This window comes from Bradyrhizobium erythrophlei, assembly GCF_900142985.1.
In the GTDB taxonomy this organism is placed as follows: Bacteria; Pseudomonadota; Alphaproteobacteria; order Rhizobiales; family Xanthobacteraceae; genus Bradyrhizobium; species Bradyrhizobium erythrophlei_B.
The window spans coordinates 6,563,231-6,580,459 of record NZ_LT670849.1 but is presented as its reverse complement, the minus strand read 5'-3'; the positions used below and the strand labels follow the sequence as shown (position 1 = coordinate 6,580,459).

Here is a 17,229-nt window from a genome sequence, read left to right as displayed (position 1 = left end):
CCGGAAGTCGGAGACCGCCGACGGTTGCATAACGGCGGCACCGGTAGCGCCGAGACCCGTTTGACGATGGGTCGTTAGCCCCGCTCGCGCCTCACATCTTCATGCCGGGCGACATCTTCATCATGCCGTCGCCGCCACCAGGCCCCTGCGCGCCGACGCCCTGCACATCCAGCGTCACGGCGACCTTGCCGGCCTTCTCGAACTGAAGCGTGAGCGGCAGCTTGTCGCCCTGCTTGAGCGGACTTTTCAGATCCATGATCATCAGGTGATAGCCGCTCGGCGCGAGCTTGACCGTCTTGCCGGGCTCGATGGTGAGGCCACCGTCGACCGGCCGCATCTTCATGACGCCATTGTTCATCGACATCTCGTGCACTTCGATCCTGGAGGAGACGTCGCCGGTGACGCCGACCAGTTTGTCGGCGGTCGTGCCCTTGTTCTCGATGGTGAGATAGCCCGTGCCGACCTTGGCGCCGTTGGGGGTAGCGCGGCTCCAGGCCTGCGAGATAACGAGATCGCCGCCCTTGACGTCTTCGGCGCGCGCCGGTGAGCCAACAAGGCCCGTCATCAACGCCGTGAACAAAGTTGCCGCAATCGCTGTTCTCATAAAACTCTCCCTGCTTGGTCCGTCCCGCCCTTACTTCCCCGGAATAAAACATAGATCATTCACGAGGTCTCGAATTTATCGAGCAACCAAAGGGGCAGATGGTGTCTTGCTTCAGAGCCAGATAATCCAATTCAGTGGGCGTTAGAAGTCGCCTTGCGTTCCGCGGATCATTACGCGTTATTCCGGGATAACGAAGCGCGGCCTCCTCGGCGTCGGACGCGCGCTCCAATCCGACGGCAAAGTATCGGCGTTCACCTGAATTGCCGGCAAATGCCAAGCTCAGCTCAACAAGCCAACCACACGGCGCCAGATCTTCCGCTGGAGGCGGCGTGTCAGCGGGGAGCGCCGCTTTGGTCATATCGCTTCCTTCAAACTCACTTCACCAGGATCGGCGACTCCACCTCGACATGGTCGGTGTCCGATAGTGCGATGTTGAGCGCGAGCATCCATTTCCCGGGCCCGAGCGAGGCCCTTGCCTTCCAGCCATCATCTGCCGAGCGCGACGCCGCCACGGTCGACAGCTTTGCTCCACTGTCAGGGTTCGACAGCGTGATCGATACGCTCTTTGCGGAGAGAGGCGTCTCATCCACGGTCTCGAGCTGGATCGAGATGTCGACCGGGCCCGAAATGCCCGGCGAAATCGTCACATTCGCCATCGCCTTGTCTGTGTGAATGTGAGTGAAGAAGTCTTCGTCGGCGGCGAACGCCGAACCGGACATGAGCGCCGCGCACCAGATAGCTGCCGCCAATTTTCCTGATTTGTTCATCGATATCTCTTTTCAGCGTTTGAAACTCAGAATGCCCGTTTCTTGCTACCTGGCCGCGGCCACCTGCGCGTCCGACCATTTCTGGAGCATGGATGGCTCGACCGATCCCTCGATGGTTGCCATTTCTCCCTTGCGGGAAATCAGGATCGTGCGCGGTATGTCTCCCTGCCAGGCGGCATCGATTTCGTACCGAAGCCGTTCGGGAAAGCCGTCATCGAACATCCAGTTCTCGGCAGCCGAAAGACCGGCACCTTCCAGCATCGACAAGACCGCCGTATCCGAGTTCGGGACGAGGTCCGCATCGATCGTGACCACATCCACGGAAGGATTCCGTTTCATGAAGTCGCCAAGTTCAGGCAGTTCGACCTTGCACGGCCCGCATGTGACGCCCCAAAAATGCACCAGCGTTGCGTGGCCCAAATGGGCTTTCAAAAGCCGCTGCCAGCTTCCTCGCTCGAAAGGCCTTAGCTTCGATGGCTCCGAGGCGCCCCCCGCATACGCGCCTGTCAGCAGCAGCATTGCGACAAGTGTCATGCGCTTCATGGCTCGCCCTCGATCGGTTGCAGATGGTAGCCGTCGGCTTTCGTCATCCAGGACAAATAAGTTTGCCGTCCGTTCGAGACCAGCAACGGATGATCCGATGAATCAGCGGTTGAGGCGATGACCCGCGGCTGCGACCAGGTTCTTCCCGCATCCGTTGTTGTGATGAGGTTGACCGATGTCTTCTCGCCATCGAATTCCTTCCACACGATCTCCGTCTCCTGCGGCCCGGCCATGACGTAAGGCCGCGATGGATTCCTGTCGGGCCGGCCGATCGGCATCGGTTGCGAGAATGTTTTGCCGCCGTCGCGGGACTGCGCATAGAACAGACCCTTGCGGGCCTTGCCGTTGGTGTACCAGACGACATGATACGTTCCGTCGGTTGCGATCGACAGGCTCGGTCCCTGATGGGGACATGCCGCGACCTGCCAGTCATCCTGGCTCACCCGATGGACCTCTCCCGGAGTTTTCTGGTCGGCAAAGGTGACGACGGCATGATCCCTGACGCCGCCTTCGAATATGTTCCGGAAGGCGATCACCGGATGACCCGACGGGTCGAAGGCGAGACCGAGCCGGCAGCACTCGCAGGTGTTGTCCGCAGCCATCGTGGCCTGAGAGTACGTAGCGCCGCCATCCCTTGAGCTGGCGAAAAATAACGCGGCGCCGTCATACTTCTTTCCAGCCTGCTGGACCGGGACGCGATTGCGTTTGTCGAGCCACGCCGCGAACACGTTTCCCTCAGGATCGAAGCCCACGGCTTCGAAGCGCTGGCTTTCGGCATTGTCGGTGATCGGCCGCGGCGTCGCAAAGGTCTTGCCGCCGTCGGTCGAGCGGCTGTAGAAAACCTCACCGTTAAACGCCTTGTCGCGGAACGTCGAAAAAGCGACGGCAATGCCGCCTTTGCGATCGACCACAATCTTCGGACGCGCATCGGGGCCCCAATCGAGATTGGGCTTGTCTTGCGTGACTTGAACGGCAGGCGAAAGCGAGTGTCCGCCATCCCCGGAGCTTGCAACCAACACCTGTCCGCCCGCCATCCAGGCCAGCCACAACGTGCCGTCTGCGCCAAAGGTCGGGGTCACCTTGGAAGCGCAGCGCAGTTCGGTCGTCTCGCAAGCCGCTTCCGAGGCGTGATTGTGGCTCATCTGGCCCCACGCGCTCCCTTGAGTGAGCGCCAAGGCGAGCGTGACGATGAACGTTCGGTGCTTCATGGTCAGTTCCTCGATCATCGGAAGGCAACCTTCATTCCCGCGACGAAAGCGCGGGGCGATCCCGCGTAGATCGATTGGGTTACATTCGCGAGCGAACTCGCGGGGCTCTGCACGCCGGCGGCGCTCACGGTGTTGGTGATATTGTTCGCAGACGCGACATAGGTCTTGTCGAAGACGTTCCGCACTTCGGCGAACAACGTAAGTTGCCGGAAATAGTCCGACGTAAGGTCCGTCTTGTAGTGCACGTTGACATTGACCAGCTCATAGCCCGGCGCTTTGAGCAAATTGGCGTTGTCCATGTAAAAGGAGTCTTTCCAGACGAGTTCGACGAACCCGCCGAGACCTTTTAACGATCCGATGGGCTGGTCGTAGCTCAACCGCGCCGTCAGATCGTTCGGCGAAATTCCCGGAATCTTGTTCCCGACTCGGTTGAAGTTGAACGTATTGGCGCCGCTGGCAAGCGCTTCCGTGTACTCGGTGTAGACTTCGTCAAGATAGGTGTAGGCGGCCAGAAATTGCCAGCCTGGATAGAAGCGCCAATTGGCCGCGAGCTCCACGCCGCGATGTTCGGAACGCGGTGCATTGAAGGTGAACGTCAGATTCGGAGGCGTCTGCCCGTTAGCCGAAGACGTCGCCTGGGTAACAAGCTCGTTTCGGAAGAACTCGTAGAAGGCCGTCGCACTCAGCGTCAAAGTCTTGTTGGGCGTCCAGTCCATTCCGAGGTCGTAGCCGAGGTTGGTCTGCGACTTTAGCCCAGTGTTGTTGCCAAAGGTTCCATCTGACAACACGAAGAGATTGCCGATTTGCGGTGTTCCGTAACCAGTCGCCACGCGGGCACGCCATTGCCATTCACTACTCGGTTTATAGACAAGTGCGAATTCGGGTGCCGTATTTTGAAACCGAAGGTTCGCCGTGGTTGGTACGGGAATCGTCGCGGTTGGAACGTTGGGCGTGTTGTATTGAAAAAGCGTATTCACGCCGTTCAGGGTCGTGGTTTCCCAGCCGATGCCAGCAACCGCGGTCAACGACGGAACGAGCTTGAGTTCCTCCCGCGCCCGCACACCGTAATTGGTCGTCGATTGAAGCTGACTGCTCTGCAACAGGCCGAGATTCGCCTCGCCGCCCGGCATCACGTTGAAGGTGTTGCTGGTGTCCGAAAGCGTGTTGTACCAGCCGCCGATCAGTGTCGTGGAATCCATCCCAAGGATCTGACCACGCTTGGTGATATCGCTCATGAAATTGTAGGAGGGAAAGTCGCCGATCGCGCTGGTCGAACCTGTTGGCTGATTGATGTTGCGGTCGTCGAACACGAATTGATTCCGCCAGGTCGTCGTGTTGTCGAAGTCGTGCTCCCAACGCGCGCCCACAATCGTGCGCCGGTCCTCACGGCCGAGGCCCGCCTGTTCCGCAGTTTCCGGCGTTTTGGCGCCGTTAAAGCCGTTGTTGAACAGCGAAACGGTTCCGCAACCGAGTGTGGTCGCCACCTGGCATCCCTGCTGGAAGGGATTCTGGTTGTACTGGTTTAACGACAGCCTGATCGGCAACGCCGTGTCCAGATTGTTGTTGATCAGCTTGAAGGTGAAGCGATCGTCCGGCGTGGCCTTCACCGTCGCCAGAAAATTCACCGTCTGGGTGTTGAACCAGCTGTTCTGGATGAAGCCATCGCCACGAGCGTCACTTGCGAACAGCGATACCTCGGCGTTGCCGGCTTTCTGTCCGTAGGACAGGTAATTGTTGAGATAGCCGAAGCTGCCGCCTTCGGTTCCGTATTCAAATCCGTTGATCGTTCCGCCTGGCCGAGTCACGAAGTTCAGCGCACCGCCGGTGGCATAGTTCCCGTACAATGCCGACGACGGGCCCCTGATGACGTCGATCGCGCCATAGGCATGCGGATCGACCAGATCGCTCCGCGAAAGGCCGTCCGGCTGCGTTACCGGAAAGCCGTCATCGAAGATCACGATGTTACGAATGCCAAAGCCGTTGCGGGCGTTCGATCCGCGGATCGAAATTCCGATATCACGAGGACCGTTACCCTGCTTGATGTCGATGCCGGGGCTGTCGCCCAACAGATCCGCGATCGAAAAAACTGGCTTGTTGTCGAACTGGCTGCGGTCAATGGTGGTCGCGGTCTGACCGGTCGGCGCCTGGTTGAAGCCGTCACGGGCTGCGCTCGGCGTGACCGTTGCCGGCGCCGTCGCCACGTTGGTCGTCTGTGACGCCGGTGTCGGTTGTCGTTTGGCTTGCCGCGAAGCGCGGGCCGCTCGCTTCGCAGGATTTGCGGCAGGCTTCGCGGCCATCTTCGGAGCGTCGACGGAAACCGACGGCAGCGAAGTTTCGTTGCTCTGGGCACGAGCCACATCGGGCGATGCCGACACCGCAATTTCCAGCGCTATCGCGCTCGCGCCACAGAGGGCACTGAACTTTGACATCTGACTTTCCTGATGCCGGCACTTTGCGGCCGGCTTGAACGATACACATGGCGGCGCAGGAGGCTGTGCCGCCGCTTAGGGATCGCAGTCAGGAAATCGAAGGTGGTGCTCGCGCTTTTGCGTTCGAGCCGATGCAGGAATCCGCCAGTTGCGGATCGCGATCCCGCCAGACGATCTGGCTGACGGGACGATGGGGAGCCGCCCAGGCTGCCGGCTCCGGCGTGCTGAATGACGCCGCACCGGCATTGAAGGCGCAGCAAATCAGGCAGCTTGCGTCGTGGGTCTGCTGCTGGCCGCTTTCGTCGCCCGACGCGGGCGAGTGGCTCAGACAGATTTCAGCAGCAGCCAGCGGATCGGAAACGGCTGACGCAAACGCCCAGCTCGCGCCGATGGGTGCAAGAATCTGCACCATCAGCGCGATCAAGAAGATCGGAGCGTATCGCTTAAACCGCCACATCCGCAAAAACCCGTTGGGGTCTATTAATCACCAAACGAACCGTAAGTCGAGATCGCCACCGGCATCACGCGCCGTAGAACCCGGAACCATCAACCGCTCACCTCGCCGGTTTATTCCCGAACCGGCCTGCTTTTTGCGATCCCGGTTGAGCTGATAAACCATCCGCACATCATGACATGTCGATGGAGACTTCGTTGAAGACACCAAAGTTGCTCGCAGCCGCCTTGCTGCTATCGCTGGGTTTCTCTCCCGCCCGATCAGAGACGCGGGAGCAATGGATCGAATGGGGGGCAAAGATCCATGGCGCGTTTGGCGCCTTCATCCCGGTCGGCATTCGCATCGGCCTCGATGCCAAAGAGCGGCTCAAGGCGGACGCGCGAGGTCTCTCGGTCACCTATTATGGCGGCGAGAAGCCGCCCTGCCCGTGCGTGGCCGACGGCGTCATGATCGCCACTCAATCGAGCCCGGGCCAGGGAACGCTACAGATGGCTTCCGAGAAGGCGCCCGCGGGCATGATGGCGGCGATCGTCATCCGCAACCGCAAGACAGGCGAAGCCCTGAGATACAGCATCTCCGACGACTGGCTGCCGGCTATCCTTGGCTGGAACAAGCTCGACCCCGCAGGGCGATTTGATGCGGCCATGGCCGCCCGGCACCTCTTCGACTCCGAACCGGCGCCTTAGATCCGTCGATAAGCTACTGAAATACCGCCATTTGGGTTTCTAATGCCGAAATTCCAATCATTTCGCGATCTGCTGTAAATTTGAACATTCGTTGCTGAAAAGCGTGACAGGCCACTGATTTTCGTCTACGAATCCCGGCCTCAGACCGGCCGCAAGGTCGAATGTCTGGTGGTCCAAGTCTCGGGAGGAGCCCTGGCGCGCAAAAGCAGCGCCGACCCGTCAATCAAGATCAATCAACGATACGGGAAAACAGGGACGACACAATTTTCGGAGCAGGACTGAACAGGTCCTGCTCTTTTTTTATTCGCCACCAAGTTGTATTTCCATGAGCCGGAAATTTTCGAGGCGCGACAAACGCAAACGCGTTTGCGCGGAGATTACTCGCGCTCGAGGAAGTTCGATCCGATATCAGCCTTCTTCTTGATCGGATCGAAATCGCAAAAAACACCGTCAGCCACCAGCGTGTAGCTCGAGACGATGTTGTACTTGTCGAGCTTCACCGAGTTCAGGCCAATCACGCGGGTGTTGGTGCCGCCGTTCCACTTGAACGGCGTGGCGCTCGACGCCTTTTCGCAGGCCGCGACCGCATCAGCGAACACATAACCCTCGACGAAGGATTTCAGCGTTTGAAGCTGGCTGTTGGTCCTGAAGCTGAAATACGAAACGGCGGCAAGACCTGCGATGGCGAGCAACAACAGCCCGGTCGTAATCCGCTGAAACCACATCGTCTCCCCCCACTCCCCCGAAACGTGCCGGCGCTTCTCTTCAGAACGGCATGCCCATCATTTTCGACAATCGCTCGATGCTCAGAAAACCTTCGTAATAGGCGGCCATGCCGATGGCGTAGATCACGGCTGACAGCACCGTCGTCCAGATCAGCTTGCGGCCCATCCGGCTCGCGACCGGCGCGCCGGGATCGGTACCCGGACTGCCGCCGCCATCTTCATGCTGGCTGCGCACGCCGAACGGCAGCGTCACAAAGAGTGTGACCCACCACAGGACGAAGTAGATCGCAAACCCCGTTGAGATTGTATAGGCCATGGGCTGCTTATGCCTGTTCGATTTCGACAAGCGCGCCGGAAAAATCTTTCGGGTGCAGAAACAGCACCGGCTTGCCGTGAGCGCCAATCCTGGGAACGCCGTCGCCGAGCACGCGCGCGCCCTCCTTCACCAGACGATCACGGGCCGCGATGATGTCCGGCACGTCGTAGCAGATGTGGTGAATGCCGCCGTCGGCGTTGCGCTCCAGGAATTTGGCGATCGGAGAGGTCTCGCCGAGCGGCTGAATGAATTCGATCTTGGTGTTGGGCAAGGTGACAAAGACCGTGATGACGCCGTGCTCCGGCAACGGCACCGCCGGCGAAACCTCCGCGCCGAGCGCGCCATAGATCCTGGCCGCCTTTTCAGCGTCCTTGACAGCGATTGCGACGTGATTCAACCGTCCGAGCATTGGCGCTCCTCCGGCCGTGTTATAGCCCGAGCCACACCACTAAACTAGACCGTGAGCACGTGCACGAAGCACAGTGGTTTCTTGCCCCAATGCTCGTTCACAGACGCGCGTACGGTGCGGCGCACCGATTCCGCCAGCGCATCCGGATCGCGCCGCCGCGCCCGCGGCAGACCTTCGACGGTCGAGACCACGGCATCGAACACGATGTCATCGATCACCTCGCCGGCCGCATTCTTTTCGGGGATTCCGATCAATTCGATCTCGGGATCGTCGGCCAGTTCGCCCTTCTCGTCCATCGCCAGCGCCACAAAGGCGCAGCCGGCAAACGCCATGCGCCGCCGCTCGACCACGGCGCGGGACTTGGAGTCTTCCAGAATGTTGCCATCCTTGTAGAGCCGTCCTGACGGCAGTTCCTCGATAATGCCGGGATCGCCCGGCCCCAGTCTGACCAGGTCACCGTTGCGGCAGGTCAGAACCTTGGGGACCCCAACGGCTCGCGCGAGCTTGGCGTGCTCGAACAGATGCAAGGCCTCGCCGTGAACGGGAATGAGCAGTTGCGGGCGCACCCAGCCGATCATGTCGCGCAGTTCGTCGCGACGCGGGTGACCGGACACATGGACGAGATGGGTGCGATCGGTGATGACCTCGACGCCTTGCGTGATCAGGCCGTTGATGATCGACCCAACGGCTTTCTCGTTGCCGGGAATGGTGCGTGAGGAAAAGATCACGCAGTCGCCCTTGTTGAGCGTCACCTGCGGATGATCGTCATTGGCGATGCGCGCGAGCGCCGCGCGCGGCTCGCCCTGGCTGCCGGTACAGAGCGCCAGCACCTTGTCCGGCGGGAAATGACCGTAAAGATCGGGGCCTCTGAAATTCTGTACGCCGTCGAGATAGCCGGTTTCGCGCGCCACCTGGACCACGCGCTCCATGGCGCGTCCGACCACCACCACCTCGCGGCCCGACAAACGCGCCGCATCCGCCACGGCACGGATCCGCGCGACGTTGGAGGCAAAGGTTGTCACGGCGACGCGGCCACGGGCGGCCTTCACCAGTTCGATGATGGTCCTGGCGACTTCGGATTCTGACGGCGAACGGCCGTCCCGCACGGCATTGGTGGAATCGCCGACTAGCGCGAGCACGCCGGCGTCGCCGAGTTCACGCAAACGGCGCTCATCGGTCGGCGGACCCGTTACCGGCGTCGGATCGAGCTTCCAGTCGCCGGTATGCAGCACCGTGCCGGCTCCGGTGTGAATGGCGATGGCATGCGATTCCGGAATCGAATGCGCGACCGGAATGAATTCGACACCGAACGGCCCAAGCTGAATGCGACCGCCCGACGGCACGACCCTGACCGGAATTTTAGGCGGGTTGCGCTCGGCGGCGCATTTCGCCTCGAACAATGCGGCCGAGAATTTGGTCGCGTAGATCGGGCATTTCAGCCTTGGCCAGAGGTCGATGATGGCGCCGAAATGGTCTTCATGTGCGTGGGTCAACACAAGCCCGACCAGGTTCTTCCGTTCCTTCACGAGAAAACTGATGTCCGGCATAATGGTGTCGATACCGGGTAGATGTTCCTCATCGCCGAAGGAAACGCCGAGATCGATCGCAAGCCAGGCGCGCTTCTGGCGACCGCCGAACCCGTAGATCGACAGGTTCATGCCGATCTCGCCGACGCCGCCGAGCGGCGCGAAGGTAAGCTCGTCGGCGCCCGCCATTAACCGACCCTCGCGGAAGCGGCTTGACCGAAATGCACGTCGCCGGCGGAAATCGGCACGCTGTCGCCGGTTGAGGTTCGTACGATCATGCAGCCCGTGTCGTCGATGGTGTCGAAGATGCCAGACACCGTGGTCTGGCCGGTGTGAACCGAGACAGGCTGTCCGAGTCCCGCCGCCAGCGCCAGCCAGCGCCGCCGGATTTCGCCAAAACCCCTGCCCTCGTCCCAGATGCCGCGGCATTCGGCCCAGCTATCCGACAGGGCCGTAAAGAGCTGCTCGGCGGTGACCTCAAAGCCAAGCGCCCGAAGCGACGTCGCGGGCGTTGGCGTCCCCTCGGGCGCGGCAACGACATTGGTTCCCATACCGACCACCACCGCAAGCCCCCGGCCCGCCACGGCCTCCGCCTCCAGCAGGATGCCGGTGAGCTTGGCGTGGCCCGCCAGCACGTCGTTTGGCCATTTCAGGGAAAACGGGACCGAAACAGAGCCGGCCACATTGCGCAGCGCGGTTGCGAGCGCCACCCCAGCGGCAAAGCCGAGCGTTGCCGCGGTCGCGGGCGCCACGTCGATGGTCTCGAGTACGCTTGCTGCCAGATTGCCGCGCGGCGCGATCCATGGCCGGTGCCGCCGTCCGCGCCCAGCCGTCTGCTCGGTCGTGACAAACCACATCGGGCCGCGTTCGCCCGCATTGGCGCGCGCCAGCGCTTCCGAATTGGTCGAGCCGATCTGATCGAAACTTGCGAGCCGATAACCGGCCGATATGGCTCGTGGACCGAGCGTGAATCCCATCTCAGGGCTGATCCGGCTTAGCCAAAGCCGGCTGGGTGTCGATGTTTTTTGGGGGCATGATCTTGTCCAAAAACCGGAATCCACTTTTTGGGATCATGCCCTAAAAGAGCGATTTCGCCGCTGCTGACGCCACGCTCACCAGCGGTCCGGGATAAGCGAAGAAAAAGATAGTGAAGAGCCCGGCGATCGCCAGCACCGCACGCAATTCCACCCGCATCGGGTCGAGCTCCTTCAGCGGTTCGTCGAAATACATCACCTTGACGATCGAGAGGTAGTAAAATGCGCCCACCACGCTCGTCACCACCCCGATAACGGCCAACGCAAACAGGTTTGCCTTGATCGCGGCGCTGAAGACGTACCACTTGGCGAAGAAGCCCGCGAGCGGCGGCACGCCGGCGAGCGAAAACAGCAGCATCGCGAAGAAAAACGCCAGCAGCGGATTGGTGCGCGACAGGCCGGAAAAATCGCTGATGTTCTCGACGTGCTGGCCGTTGCGCTTCATCGCGAGGATGACCGAGAAGCTGCCCAGCGTCATCGCAACGTAGATCGCGATATAGACCAGCACGCCCTGCGCGCCCTCGGCCGTGCCGGCGGCAAGACCAACGAGCGCAAAGCCCATATGGCCGATCGAGGAATAGGCCATCAGGCGCTTGATGTTCTTCTGGCCGATCGCCGCGAACGACCCCAGCGCCATCGAGGCGATCGAGACGAACACCACGATCTGTTGCCATTGCAGCGTGATGCCGGGAAACGCCGTCAACGCCACGCGGGTGAAAACGGCGAGCGCAGCGACTTTCGGCGCAGAGGCGAAGAAAGCGGTGACCGGGGTCGGTGCGCCCTCATAAACGTCGGGCGTCCACATGTGGAACGGCACCGCCGAAATCTTGAAGCAAAGGCCGGCGAGCAGGAACACAATGCCGAACACGATGCCGATGCTGCTGGTCTTGGTCGCCGCCGCAATGCCGACAAAGCTGACCGTACCGGTAAAGCCATAGATCAGCGAAGCGCCATAGAGCAGCATGCCCGACGACAGCGCGCCCAGCACGAAATACTTCAGGCCCGCTTCGGTCGATTTGCCGTCGTCGCGGTTGGAGGCGGCCACGACATAGAGCGCAAGGCTCATCAGTTCGAGGCCGAGATAGAGCATGATCAGGTCGCCGGCCGAGATCAGGATCATCATGCCGAGTGTCGAAAGCAGCACCAGAATGGAATATTCGAAGATGCGCCGCGACGGCTCAGCCAGAAATTCCGTCGAGAGAACGAGCGTGGCGCCGGAACCGATCAGCGCCAGAATCTTCATGAAACGGGCGAAGTCGTCAACGATGAAGCTGCCGTTGAAGGTGACCTGCTTGCCGGCGGGCAACGTCAGCTCGAGCGCGCCAACGACCACGAGCAGGACGAGCGAAAGGACCGTGACCAGGCCCGTGGTGCGGACGCCCCGATAGGCCCCGACCATCAGCAGCACCATGGCGCCGACCGCCAGGACGAGCTCCGGCAGTACGGGCTGCAATTGATAACCTGCGCTCTCAAAGCTCATGGCAACGTTGTCCAGTCTCAATGCAGAAGGGATGCAGCCTTCACGGCCGTCACTGCGGTATTGTAGTTGTTGACCAGCTGCTGCACCGACGCCGCCGACATGTCGAGCACGGGCTTCGGATAGAAGCCGAACAGGATGGTCAGGATGACGAGCGGCACCAGCGTCAGGCACTCGCGGAATGTCAGATCCTTGATCGAGGCGAGCGACGGCTTGACCAGCGCGCCGAACACGACTTTCCGATAGAGCCAGAGCGCATAGGCTGCCGACAGAATCACGCCGGTCGTTGCAAACACGGCGGTCGGCAGCGAGGTCTTGAAAGTGCCAAGCAGCGTCATGAATTCGCCGACGAAGCCGGAAGTGCCGGGCAGACCGACATTGGCCATGGTGAAGACCATGAACACCAGCGCGTAGATCGGCATGCGGTTCACAAGGCCGCCATAGGCGGCGATTTCGCGGGTGTGCATGCGGTCGTAGACGATGCCGACGCAGAGGAACAACGCTCCGGACACGATACCGTGCGAAATCATCTGGAATACGCCGCCCGCCACGCCTTGCATGGTGCCGGCGAAGATTCCCATGGTGACGAAGCCCATATGGGCGACCGACGAATAGGCGATCAGCTTCTTGATGTCTTCCTGCATCATCGCAACCAGCGAGGTGTAGATGATCGCAACCACGGACAGCGTGAAGATCAGTGGTGCGAACTCGTGCGACGCCAGCGGGAACATCGGCAGCGAGAAACGCAGGAAGCCGTAGCCGCCCATCTTCAGAAGAATGGCGGCGAGGATCACCGAGCCCGCCGTCGGCGCTTCGACGTGAGCGTCGGGCAGCCAGGTATGAACCGGCCACATCGGCATCTTCACGGCAAAGGAGGCGAAGAAGGCAAACCACGCCCACATCTGCAACGAGCGCGGCACGGCGGTGTGCATCAGCGTCGGGATGTCGGTGGTGCCGGCGTTCCAGTACAGCGCCATGATCGCAAGCAGCATCAAGACGGAGCCGAGCAGCGTGTAAAGGAAGAACTTGAACGACGCGTAGACCCGGCGCGGTCCGCCCCATACGCCGATGATCAGGAACATCGGGATCAGGCCGCCTTCGAAGAACAGGTAGAACAGCACGAGGTCAAGCGCCGAGAAGGTGCCGACCATCAGCGTTTCCAGAACCAGAAACGCCATCATGTATTCGCGCACCCGCAGCTTGACCGATTTCCAGCTTGCGACGATGCAGAACGGCATCAAGGCCGTGGTCAGGATCACGAAAGGCAGCGAGATGCCGTCCACGCCCATGTGGTAGGTGATGGCACTGGCAAGCCAGGGCGCTTTCTCGACGAACTGGAAGTCGGCGACTGAAGAATCGAAGCGGGCGACCAGGATCAGCGACACTGCAAAGGTCACGAGCGTGGTCCACAGCGCGATCCAGCGCGCGTTGTGCTGCGCCGCTTCGTCATCGCCCCTGACCAGATAGATCATCAGCGCGCCGATGATGGGCAGGAAGGTAACGACCGAAAGAATGGGCCAGGTCGTCATCAGTTAGCTCCCACGCCGAACATGAACCAGGTGATGAAGCCGGCGACCCCGATCAGCATGGCGAAGGCGTAATGGTAGAGATAGCCGGTCTGAAGCTTGACGGCGTTCCGCGTCACATCGAGCACGCGCGCCGACACACCGTCGGGACCCAAGCCATCGATGATCTTGCCGTCGCCGACCTTCCACAGGAAGTAGCCGATCCGTTTCGCGGGACGGACGAAGATGAAATCGTACAGCTCGTCGAAATACCACTTGTTGAGCAAGAACTGGTAGAGCAGCGGCTGCTGGTTCGCCAGGTTGACCGGCAGGTATTTCCGGCGGATGTAAAAGATGTAGGAAACCAGGAGGCCACCAGCCATCATCACCGTCGGCAGCGGCTTCAACTGCCACGGCATGTGTTCCATGTCTTCGAGGATATGCGGATTCATCTTCAGCGACTCGCGGAAGAACTCCTCGACGCCATGCGGCCCGGTGAACAACTCAATGAAAGGTACGCCCGCCGCGATCGACCCGATCGCGAGCAGGCCGATCGGAATCAGAATCGTCAGCGGCGCTTCGTGGGCCGCCTCATAATGCTCGCGATCATGCGGCTCGCCGCAGAATGTCTTGAAGATGAGGCGCCAGGAATAGAACGAGGTCAGACCCGCCGCGACCACCGTCGCGAGATAGGCATAAACCGCAAACGGATTGTGCGAGGCATAGGCGGATTCGATGATCGCGTCCTTGGAATAGTAGCCGGCGAAGAACGGGAAACCCGTGAGCGCCAGCGTGCCGACACACATGACCGCAAACGTATAGGGAATCTTGTGTCGCAGCCCGCCCATGTTTCGGATGTCCTGCTCGTGATGCATCGCGTAGATCACCGAGCCGGAGCCCAAGAACAACAACGCCTTGAAAAAGGCATGGGTGAAGAGGTGGAACATGCCCACTGAATAGGCCCCCGCTCCCATCGCCACGAACATGTAGCCGAGCTGCGAACAGGTCGAATAAGCGACGATGCGCTTGATGTCGTTCTGGACGAGGCCGACGGTCGCGGCGAAGAACGCCGTGGTCGCGCCGACCAGCATCACAAAGGCTTGCGCCGTCGGTGCCAGTTCAAACAGCGGCGACAGCCGCGCCACCATGAAGACGCCGGCGGTGACCATGGTCGCGGCGTGGATCAGCGCCGAGACCGGCGTCGGACCTTCCATGGCGTCCGGCAACCAGGTGTGCAGCAGGAACTGCGCGGACTTGCCCATCGCGCCCATGAACAGCAGCAGGCAGGTCAGGGTCAGTGCATCCGGATGCCAGCCGAAGAAGTTGATGGTCTTGCCGGTGAGCCCGGGCGCCGCATGGAAGATGGTTTCGAAGTCGGTCGAGCCGATCAGCATGAAGATGGCGAAGATGCCGAGTGCAAAGCCGAAGTCGCCGACACGGTTGACCACGAAGGCCTTGATCGCGGCCGCATTCGCTGACGGCTTCTGGTACCAGAACCCGATCAGCAGGTAGCTCGCCAGACCCACGCCTTCCCAACCGAAGAACAGTTGCACGAGGTTGTCCGACGTCACCAGCATCAGCATCGCGAAGGTGAACAGCGAGAGATAGCCGAAGAAACGCGGCCGGTACGGGTCCTCGTCCATGTAGCCGATGGAATAAAGGTGGACGAGCGACGACACCGTGTTGACGACAACCAGCATGACGGCGGTCAGCGTATCGACACGCAGCGACCAGGAGACCTGAAGATCACCCGAATTGATCCAGGGGAACAGCTCGATCCGAACGTCATGATGGCCGAAGCCGACTTCAAACAGCGTCCACCATGACAGCGCGGCCGCCACCAGCAACAGACCCGTGGTGATGACCTCGGCGGCACGGGATCCCGCCGCCGGCGGTTCGGACACGTGGTGATCGTCGTGAGCGTGATCGTCATGGGCTTCCGAAGCGTGGGCGTGGGCATCGGCGCCGTGGCCGTCATCGTGATGCTCGACCTCGTCGCCGCCGGGGTTACGCGCATGCGCGCCGGTGATGGCGATCGCGCCCGCGATGAGGGCGCCGATCAACGGCAGAAAGACGATTGCCTGGATCATCGCACGTTAGCCCTTCATCAGATTGACGTCTTCAACCGCGATCGAGCCGCGGTTGCGGAAGTAGACCACGAGCACGGCAAGACCGATCGCGGCTTCCGCGGCCGCCACCGTCAGCACCAGTAGCGCGTACACCTGACCGACGATGTCGCCGATGAAGGTCGAGAACGCCACCAGGTTGATGTTGACGGCGAGCAGGATCAGTTCGATCGACATCAGGATGACGATGATGTTCTTGCGGTTGAGGAAGATGCCGAGAATCCCGAGCGTGAACAGGATGGCGCCGACCGCAAGATAATGTCCGAGTCCGATCGTCATCGTACCCACTCCGCCGAATCCGCGTCCTGAAGGCCCTGCCCCGAGGCCACCTTGCGCACGGCCATCGCCATTTCCGGCGTCCGCGCGTTCTGCACATTGATGTCCTGCCGCTTGACGCTCGCCTTGTGGCGCAGCGTCAGCACGATCGCACCGATCATCGCGACCAGGAGCACCATGCCCGCGATCTGGAAGTAGTGGATGTACTTCGTGTAGAGCACGAGGCCGAGCGCCTCGGTGTTGCTGACATTGGCGGGGATCGCCGAGGTGATCGACTTGGCGACGTTCGGGTTGATCACCCAGCCGCCGGCGACCAGCAGCAACTCGACAAGGAAGATGCCGCCTATCACAAGCCCGACCGGCAGATACTGGATGAAGCCCTCGCGCAACTCGGTAAAGTCGACGTCGAGCATCATGATCACGAACAGGAACAACACCGCGACCGCGCCGACATAGACCACGACCAGGATCATCGCCAGGAATTCCGCCCCCATCAGCACGAATAGGCCTGAGGCGTTGACGAAAGCGAGGATCAGATACAGCACGGAATGCACGGGATTGCGCGAGACAATCACCATGACGGCGGATGCCACGCAGACGCCCGCAAACAGATAAAAGAACAGAGCCGGAAGGATCATTCCCTTAACCTCACCGGTACGGCGCGTCGAGTTCGATCGACTTGGCGATCTCGCGCTCCCAACGGTCGCCGTTGGCGAGCAGCTTCGCCTTGTCGTAGTAGAGTTCTTCGCGTGTTTCGGCCGCGAATTCGAAATTCGGTCCCTCGACGATCGCGTCGACCGGACAGGCTTCCTGGCACAGCCCGCAATAGATGCATTTCACCATGTCGATGTCGTAGCGCACGGTGCGGCGGGTGCCGTCGTTGCGCCGCGGACCGGCTTCGATCGTGATCGCCTGCGCCGGGCAGATCGCCTCGCAGAGCTTGCAGGCGATGCAGCGTTCCTCGCCATTCGGATAACGGCGCAGCGCATGCTCGCCGCGGAAGCGGGGCGATATTGGCCCCTTCTCGAACGGATAATTCAAGGTCGGCTTCGGCTTGAAGAAATAGCGCATGGCGAGAAAGAACGCCGATACGAATTCCGACAGCAGAAGCGAGCGCGCGGTAGCGTTGATGTTGATACTCATA

At 60.9% G+C, this 17,229-nt stretch carries 18 protein-coding genes; 2 read left to right on the top strand and 16 right to left on the bottom strand.

Features of this window, described 5'->3' with window-relative positions:
* Window positions 1-91: 91 nt before the first annotated feature.
* The 5 genes from BUA38_RS31605 to BUA38_RS31585 all read right to left on the bottom strand — a co-directional run bounded on the left by BUA38_RS31605 (window position 92) and on the right by BUA38_RS31585 (window position 5,551).
* Window positions 92-604: a copper chaperone PCu(A)C gene (locus tag BUA38_RS31605; protein WP_072824216.1), complete on the bottom strand. Its 513-nt coding sequence runs from the start codon at window positions 602-604 to the stop codon at window positions 92-94.
* A 374-nt stretch (window positions 605-978) separates the two neighbouring features.
* Entirely contained in the window at window positions 979-1,371 is a 393-nt protein-coding gene (locus tag BUA38_RS31600; RefSeq protein WP_072824214.1) for a hypothetical protein, read from the bottom strand.
* A gap of 45 nt (window positions 1,372-1,416) precedes the next feature.
* A complete protein-coding gene (locus tag BUA38_RS31595; protein ID WP_072824212.1) occupies window positions 1,417-1,914 on the bottom strand; it encodes a TlpA family protein disulfide reductase in 498 nt (165 codons plus the stop codon).
* Entirely contained in the window at window positions 1,911-3,122 is a 1,212-nt protein-coding gene (locus tag BUA38_RS31590; RefSeq protein WP_072826588.1) for a sialidase family protein, read from the bottom strand. Before BUA38_RS31590 ends, BUA38_RS31595 begins: the two co-directional genes overlap by 4 nt.
* 14 nt (window positions 3,123-3,136) lie before the next feature.
* Complete coding sequence (locus BUA38_RS31585) at window positions 3,137-5,551, bottom strand: TonB-dependent receptor family protein (protein ID WP_072824210.1); 2,415 nt, start codon at window positions 5,549-5,551, stop codon at window positions 3,137-3,139.
* 47 nt (window positions 5,552-5,598) lie between these two features.
* Here BUA38_RS31585 and BUA38_RS38890 point away from each other — a divergent pair, with 47 nt between their 5' ends.
* Both BUA38_RS38890 and BUA38_RS31575 read left to right on the top strand, forming a co-directional pair.
* On the top strand, window positions 5,599-6,162 hold the full coding sequence (locus BUA38_RS38890) for a hypothetical protein (RefSeq protein WP_156898821.1): 564 nt from the start codon (window positions 5,599-5,601) through the stop codon (window positions 6,160-6,162).
* Window positions 6,163-6,202: 40 nt separating this feature from the next.
* Complete coding sequence (locus BUA38_RS31575) at window positions 6,203-6,691, top strand: formylmethanofuran dehydrogenase subunit E family protein (RefSeq protein ID WP_072826587.1); 489 nt, start codon at window positions 6,203-6,205, stop codon at window positions 6,689-6,691.
* Window positions 6,692-7,068: 377 nt separating this feature from the next.
* On the opposite strand, the gene BUA38_RS31570 is transcribed toward BUA38_RS31575, so the two are convergent.
* The 11 genes from BUA38_RS31570 to nuoI form a co-directional block, all read right to left on the bottom strand.
* Window positions 7,069-7,416, bottom strand: a complete 348-nt coding sequence (locus tag BUA38_RS31570) for a hypothetical protein (RefSeq protein WP_072824206.1) — start codon at window positions 7,414-7,416, stop codon at window positions 7,069-7,071.
* 40 nt (window positions 7,417-7,456) lie between these two features.
* Entirely contained in the window at window positions 7,457-7,732 is a 276-nt protein-coding gene (locus BUA38_RS31565) for a DUF1467 family protein (RefSeq protein ID WP_072824204.1), read from the bottom strand.
* A gap of 7 nt (window positions 7,733-7,739) precedes the next feature.
* Window positions 7,740-8,141, bottom strand: coding sequence for a methylmalonyl-CoA epimerase (gene mce, locus BUA38_RS31560; protein ID WP_072824202.1), 402 nt, complete (start codon window positions 8,139-8,141; stop codon window positions 7,740-7,742).
* Window positions 8,142-8,185: 44 nt separating this feature from the next.
* Window positions 8,186-9,856 (bottom strand): ribonuclease J, encoded by a 1,671-nt coding sequence (locus tag BUA38_RS31555; protein ID WP_072824200.1) that lies wholly within the window; start codon window positions 9,854-9,856, stop codon window positions 8,186-8,188.
* On the bottom strand, window positions 9,856-10,644 hold the full coding sequence (locus tag BUA38_RS31550) for a biotin--[acetyl-CoA-carboxylase] ligase (RefSeq protein ID WP_072824198.1): 789 nt from the start codon (window positions 10,642-10,644) through the stop codon (window positions 9,856-9,858). The genes BUA38_RS31555 and BUA38_RS31550 overlap by 1 nt, the downstream gene beginning before the upstream one ends.
* Window positions 10,645-10,744: 100 nt before the next feature.
* Window positions 10,745-12,181 carry an NADH-quinone oxidoreductase subunit NuoN gene (nuoN, locus tag BUA38_RS31545; protein WP_072824196.1) on the bottom strand — a complete coding sequence of 479 codons (1,437 nt, stop codon included), beginning with the start codon at window positions 12,179-12,181 and terminating at the stop codon, window positions 10,745-10,747.
* Between the two features lie 17 nt (window positions 12,182-12,198).
* Window positions 12,199-13,707 carry an NADH-quinone oxidoreductase subunit M gene (locus tag BUA38_RS31540; RefSeq protein WP_072824194.1) on the bottom strand — a complete coding sequence of 503 codons (1,509 nt, stop codon included), beginning with the start codon at window positions 13,705-13,707 and terminating at the stop codon, window positions 12,199-12,201.
* Complete coding sequence (gene nuoL, locus BUA38_RS31535) at window positions 13,707-15,773, bottom strand: NADH-quinone oxidoreductase subunit L (protein ID WP_072824193.1); 2,067 nt, start codon at window positions 15,771-15,773, stop codon at window positions 13,707-13,709. Before nuoL ends, BUA38_RS31540 begins: the two co-directional genes overlap by 1 nt.
* Before the next feature lie 6 nt (window positions 15,774-15,779).
* Window positions 15,780-16,088, bottom strand: a complete 309-nt coding sequence (gene nuoK, locus BUA38_RS31530; protein WP_072824191.1) for an NADH-quinone oxidoreductase subunit NuoK — start codon at window positions 16,086-16,088, stop codon at window positions 15,780-15,782.
* Window positions 16,085-16,723, bottom strand: coding sequence for an NADH-quinone oxidoreductase subunit J (locus tag BUA38_RS31525; RefSeq protein ID WP_072824189.1), 639 nt, complete (start codon window positions 16,721-16,723; stop codon window positions 16,085-16,087). The genes nuoK and BUA38_RS31525 overlap by 4 nt, the downstream gene beginning before the upstream one ends.
* 10 nt (window positions 16,724-16,733) lie before the next feature.
* On the bottom strand, window positions 16,734-17,222 hold the full coding sequence (nuoI, locus tag BUA38_RS31520; protein ID WP_072826586.1) for an NADH-quinone oxidoreductase subunit NuoI: 489 nt from the start codon (window positions 17,220-17,222) through the stop codon (window positions 16,734-16,736).
* Between the last annotated feature and the right edge of the window lie 7 nt (window positions 17,223-17,229).

What these genes read in the sequence shown, in the direction of transcription:
- BUA38_RS31605 (WP_072824216.1), bottom strand. Translation starts at nt 604, where the DNA reads ATGAGAACAGCGATTGCGGCAACTTTGTTCACGGCGTTGATGACGGGC.
- BUA38_RS31600 (WP_072824214.1), bottom strand. Translation starts at nt 1,371, where the DNA reads ATGAACAAATCAGGAAAATTGGCGGCAGCTATCTGGTGCGCGGCGCTC.
- BUA38_RS31595 (WP_072824212.1), bottom strand. Translation starts at nt 1,914, where the DNA reads ATGAAGCGCATGACACTTGTCGCAATGCTGCTGCTGACAGGCGCGTAT.
- BUA38_RS31590 (WP_072826588.1), bottom strand. Translation starts at nt 3,122, where the DNA reads ATGAAGCACCGAACGTTCATCGTCACGCTCGCCTTGGCGCTCACTCAA.
- BUA38_RS31585 (WP_072824210.1), bottom strand. Translation starts at nt 5,551, where the DNA reads ATGTCAAAGTTCAGTGCCCTCTGTGGCGCGAGCGCGATAGCGCTGGAA.
- BUA38_RS38890 (WP_156898821.1), top strand. Translation starts at nt 5,599, where the DNA reads ATGGCGGCGCAGGAGGCTGTGCCGCCGCTTAGGGATCGCAGTCAGGAA.
- BUA38_RS31570 (WP_072824206.1), bottom strand. Translation starts at nt 7,416, where the DNA reads ATGTGGTTTCAGCGGATTACGACCGGGCTGTTGTTGCTCGCCATCGCA.
- BUA38_RS31565 (WP_072824204.1), bottom strand. Translation starts at nt 7,732, where the DNA reads ATGGCCTATACAATCTCAACGGGGTTTGCGATCTACTTCGTCCTGTGG.
- mce (WP_072824202.1), bottom strand. Translation starts at nt 8,141, where the DNA reads ATGCTCGGACGGTTGAATCACGTCGCAATCGCTGTCAAGGACGCTGAA.
- BUA38_RS31555 (WP_072824200.1), bottom strand. Translation starts at nt 9,856, where the DNA reads ATGGCGGGCGCCGACGAGCTTACCTTCGCGCCGCTCGGCGGCGTCGGC.
- BUA38_RS31550 (WP_072824198.1), bottom strand. Translation starts at nt 10,644, where the DNA reads ATGGGATTCACGCTCGGTCCACGAGCCATATCGGCCGGTTATCGGCTC.
- nuoN (WP_072824196.1), bottom strand. Translation starts at nt 12,181, where the DNA reads ATGAGCTTTGAGAGCGCAGGTTATCAATTGCAGCCCGTACTGCCGGAG.
- BUA38_RS31540 (WP_072824194.1), bottom strand. Translation starts at nt 13,707, where the DNA reads ATGACGACCTGGCCCATTCTTTCGGTCGTTACCTTCCTGCCCATCATC.
- nuoL (WP_072824193.1), bottom strand. Translation starts at nt 15,773, where the DNA reads ATGATCCAGGCAATCGTCTTTCTGCCGTTGATCGGCGCCCTCATCGCG.
- nuoK (WP_072824191.1), bottom strand. Translation starts at nt 16,088, where the DNA reads ATGACGATCGGACTCGGACATTATCTTGCGGTCGGCGCCATCCTGTTC.
- BUA38_RS31525 (WP_072824189.1), bottom strand. Translation starts at nt 16,723, where the DNA reads ATGATCCTTCCGGCTCTGTTCTTTTATCTGTTTGCGGGCGTCTGCGTG.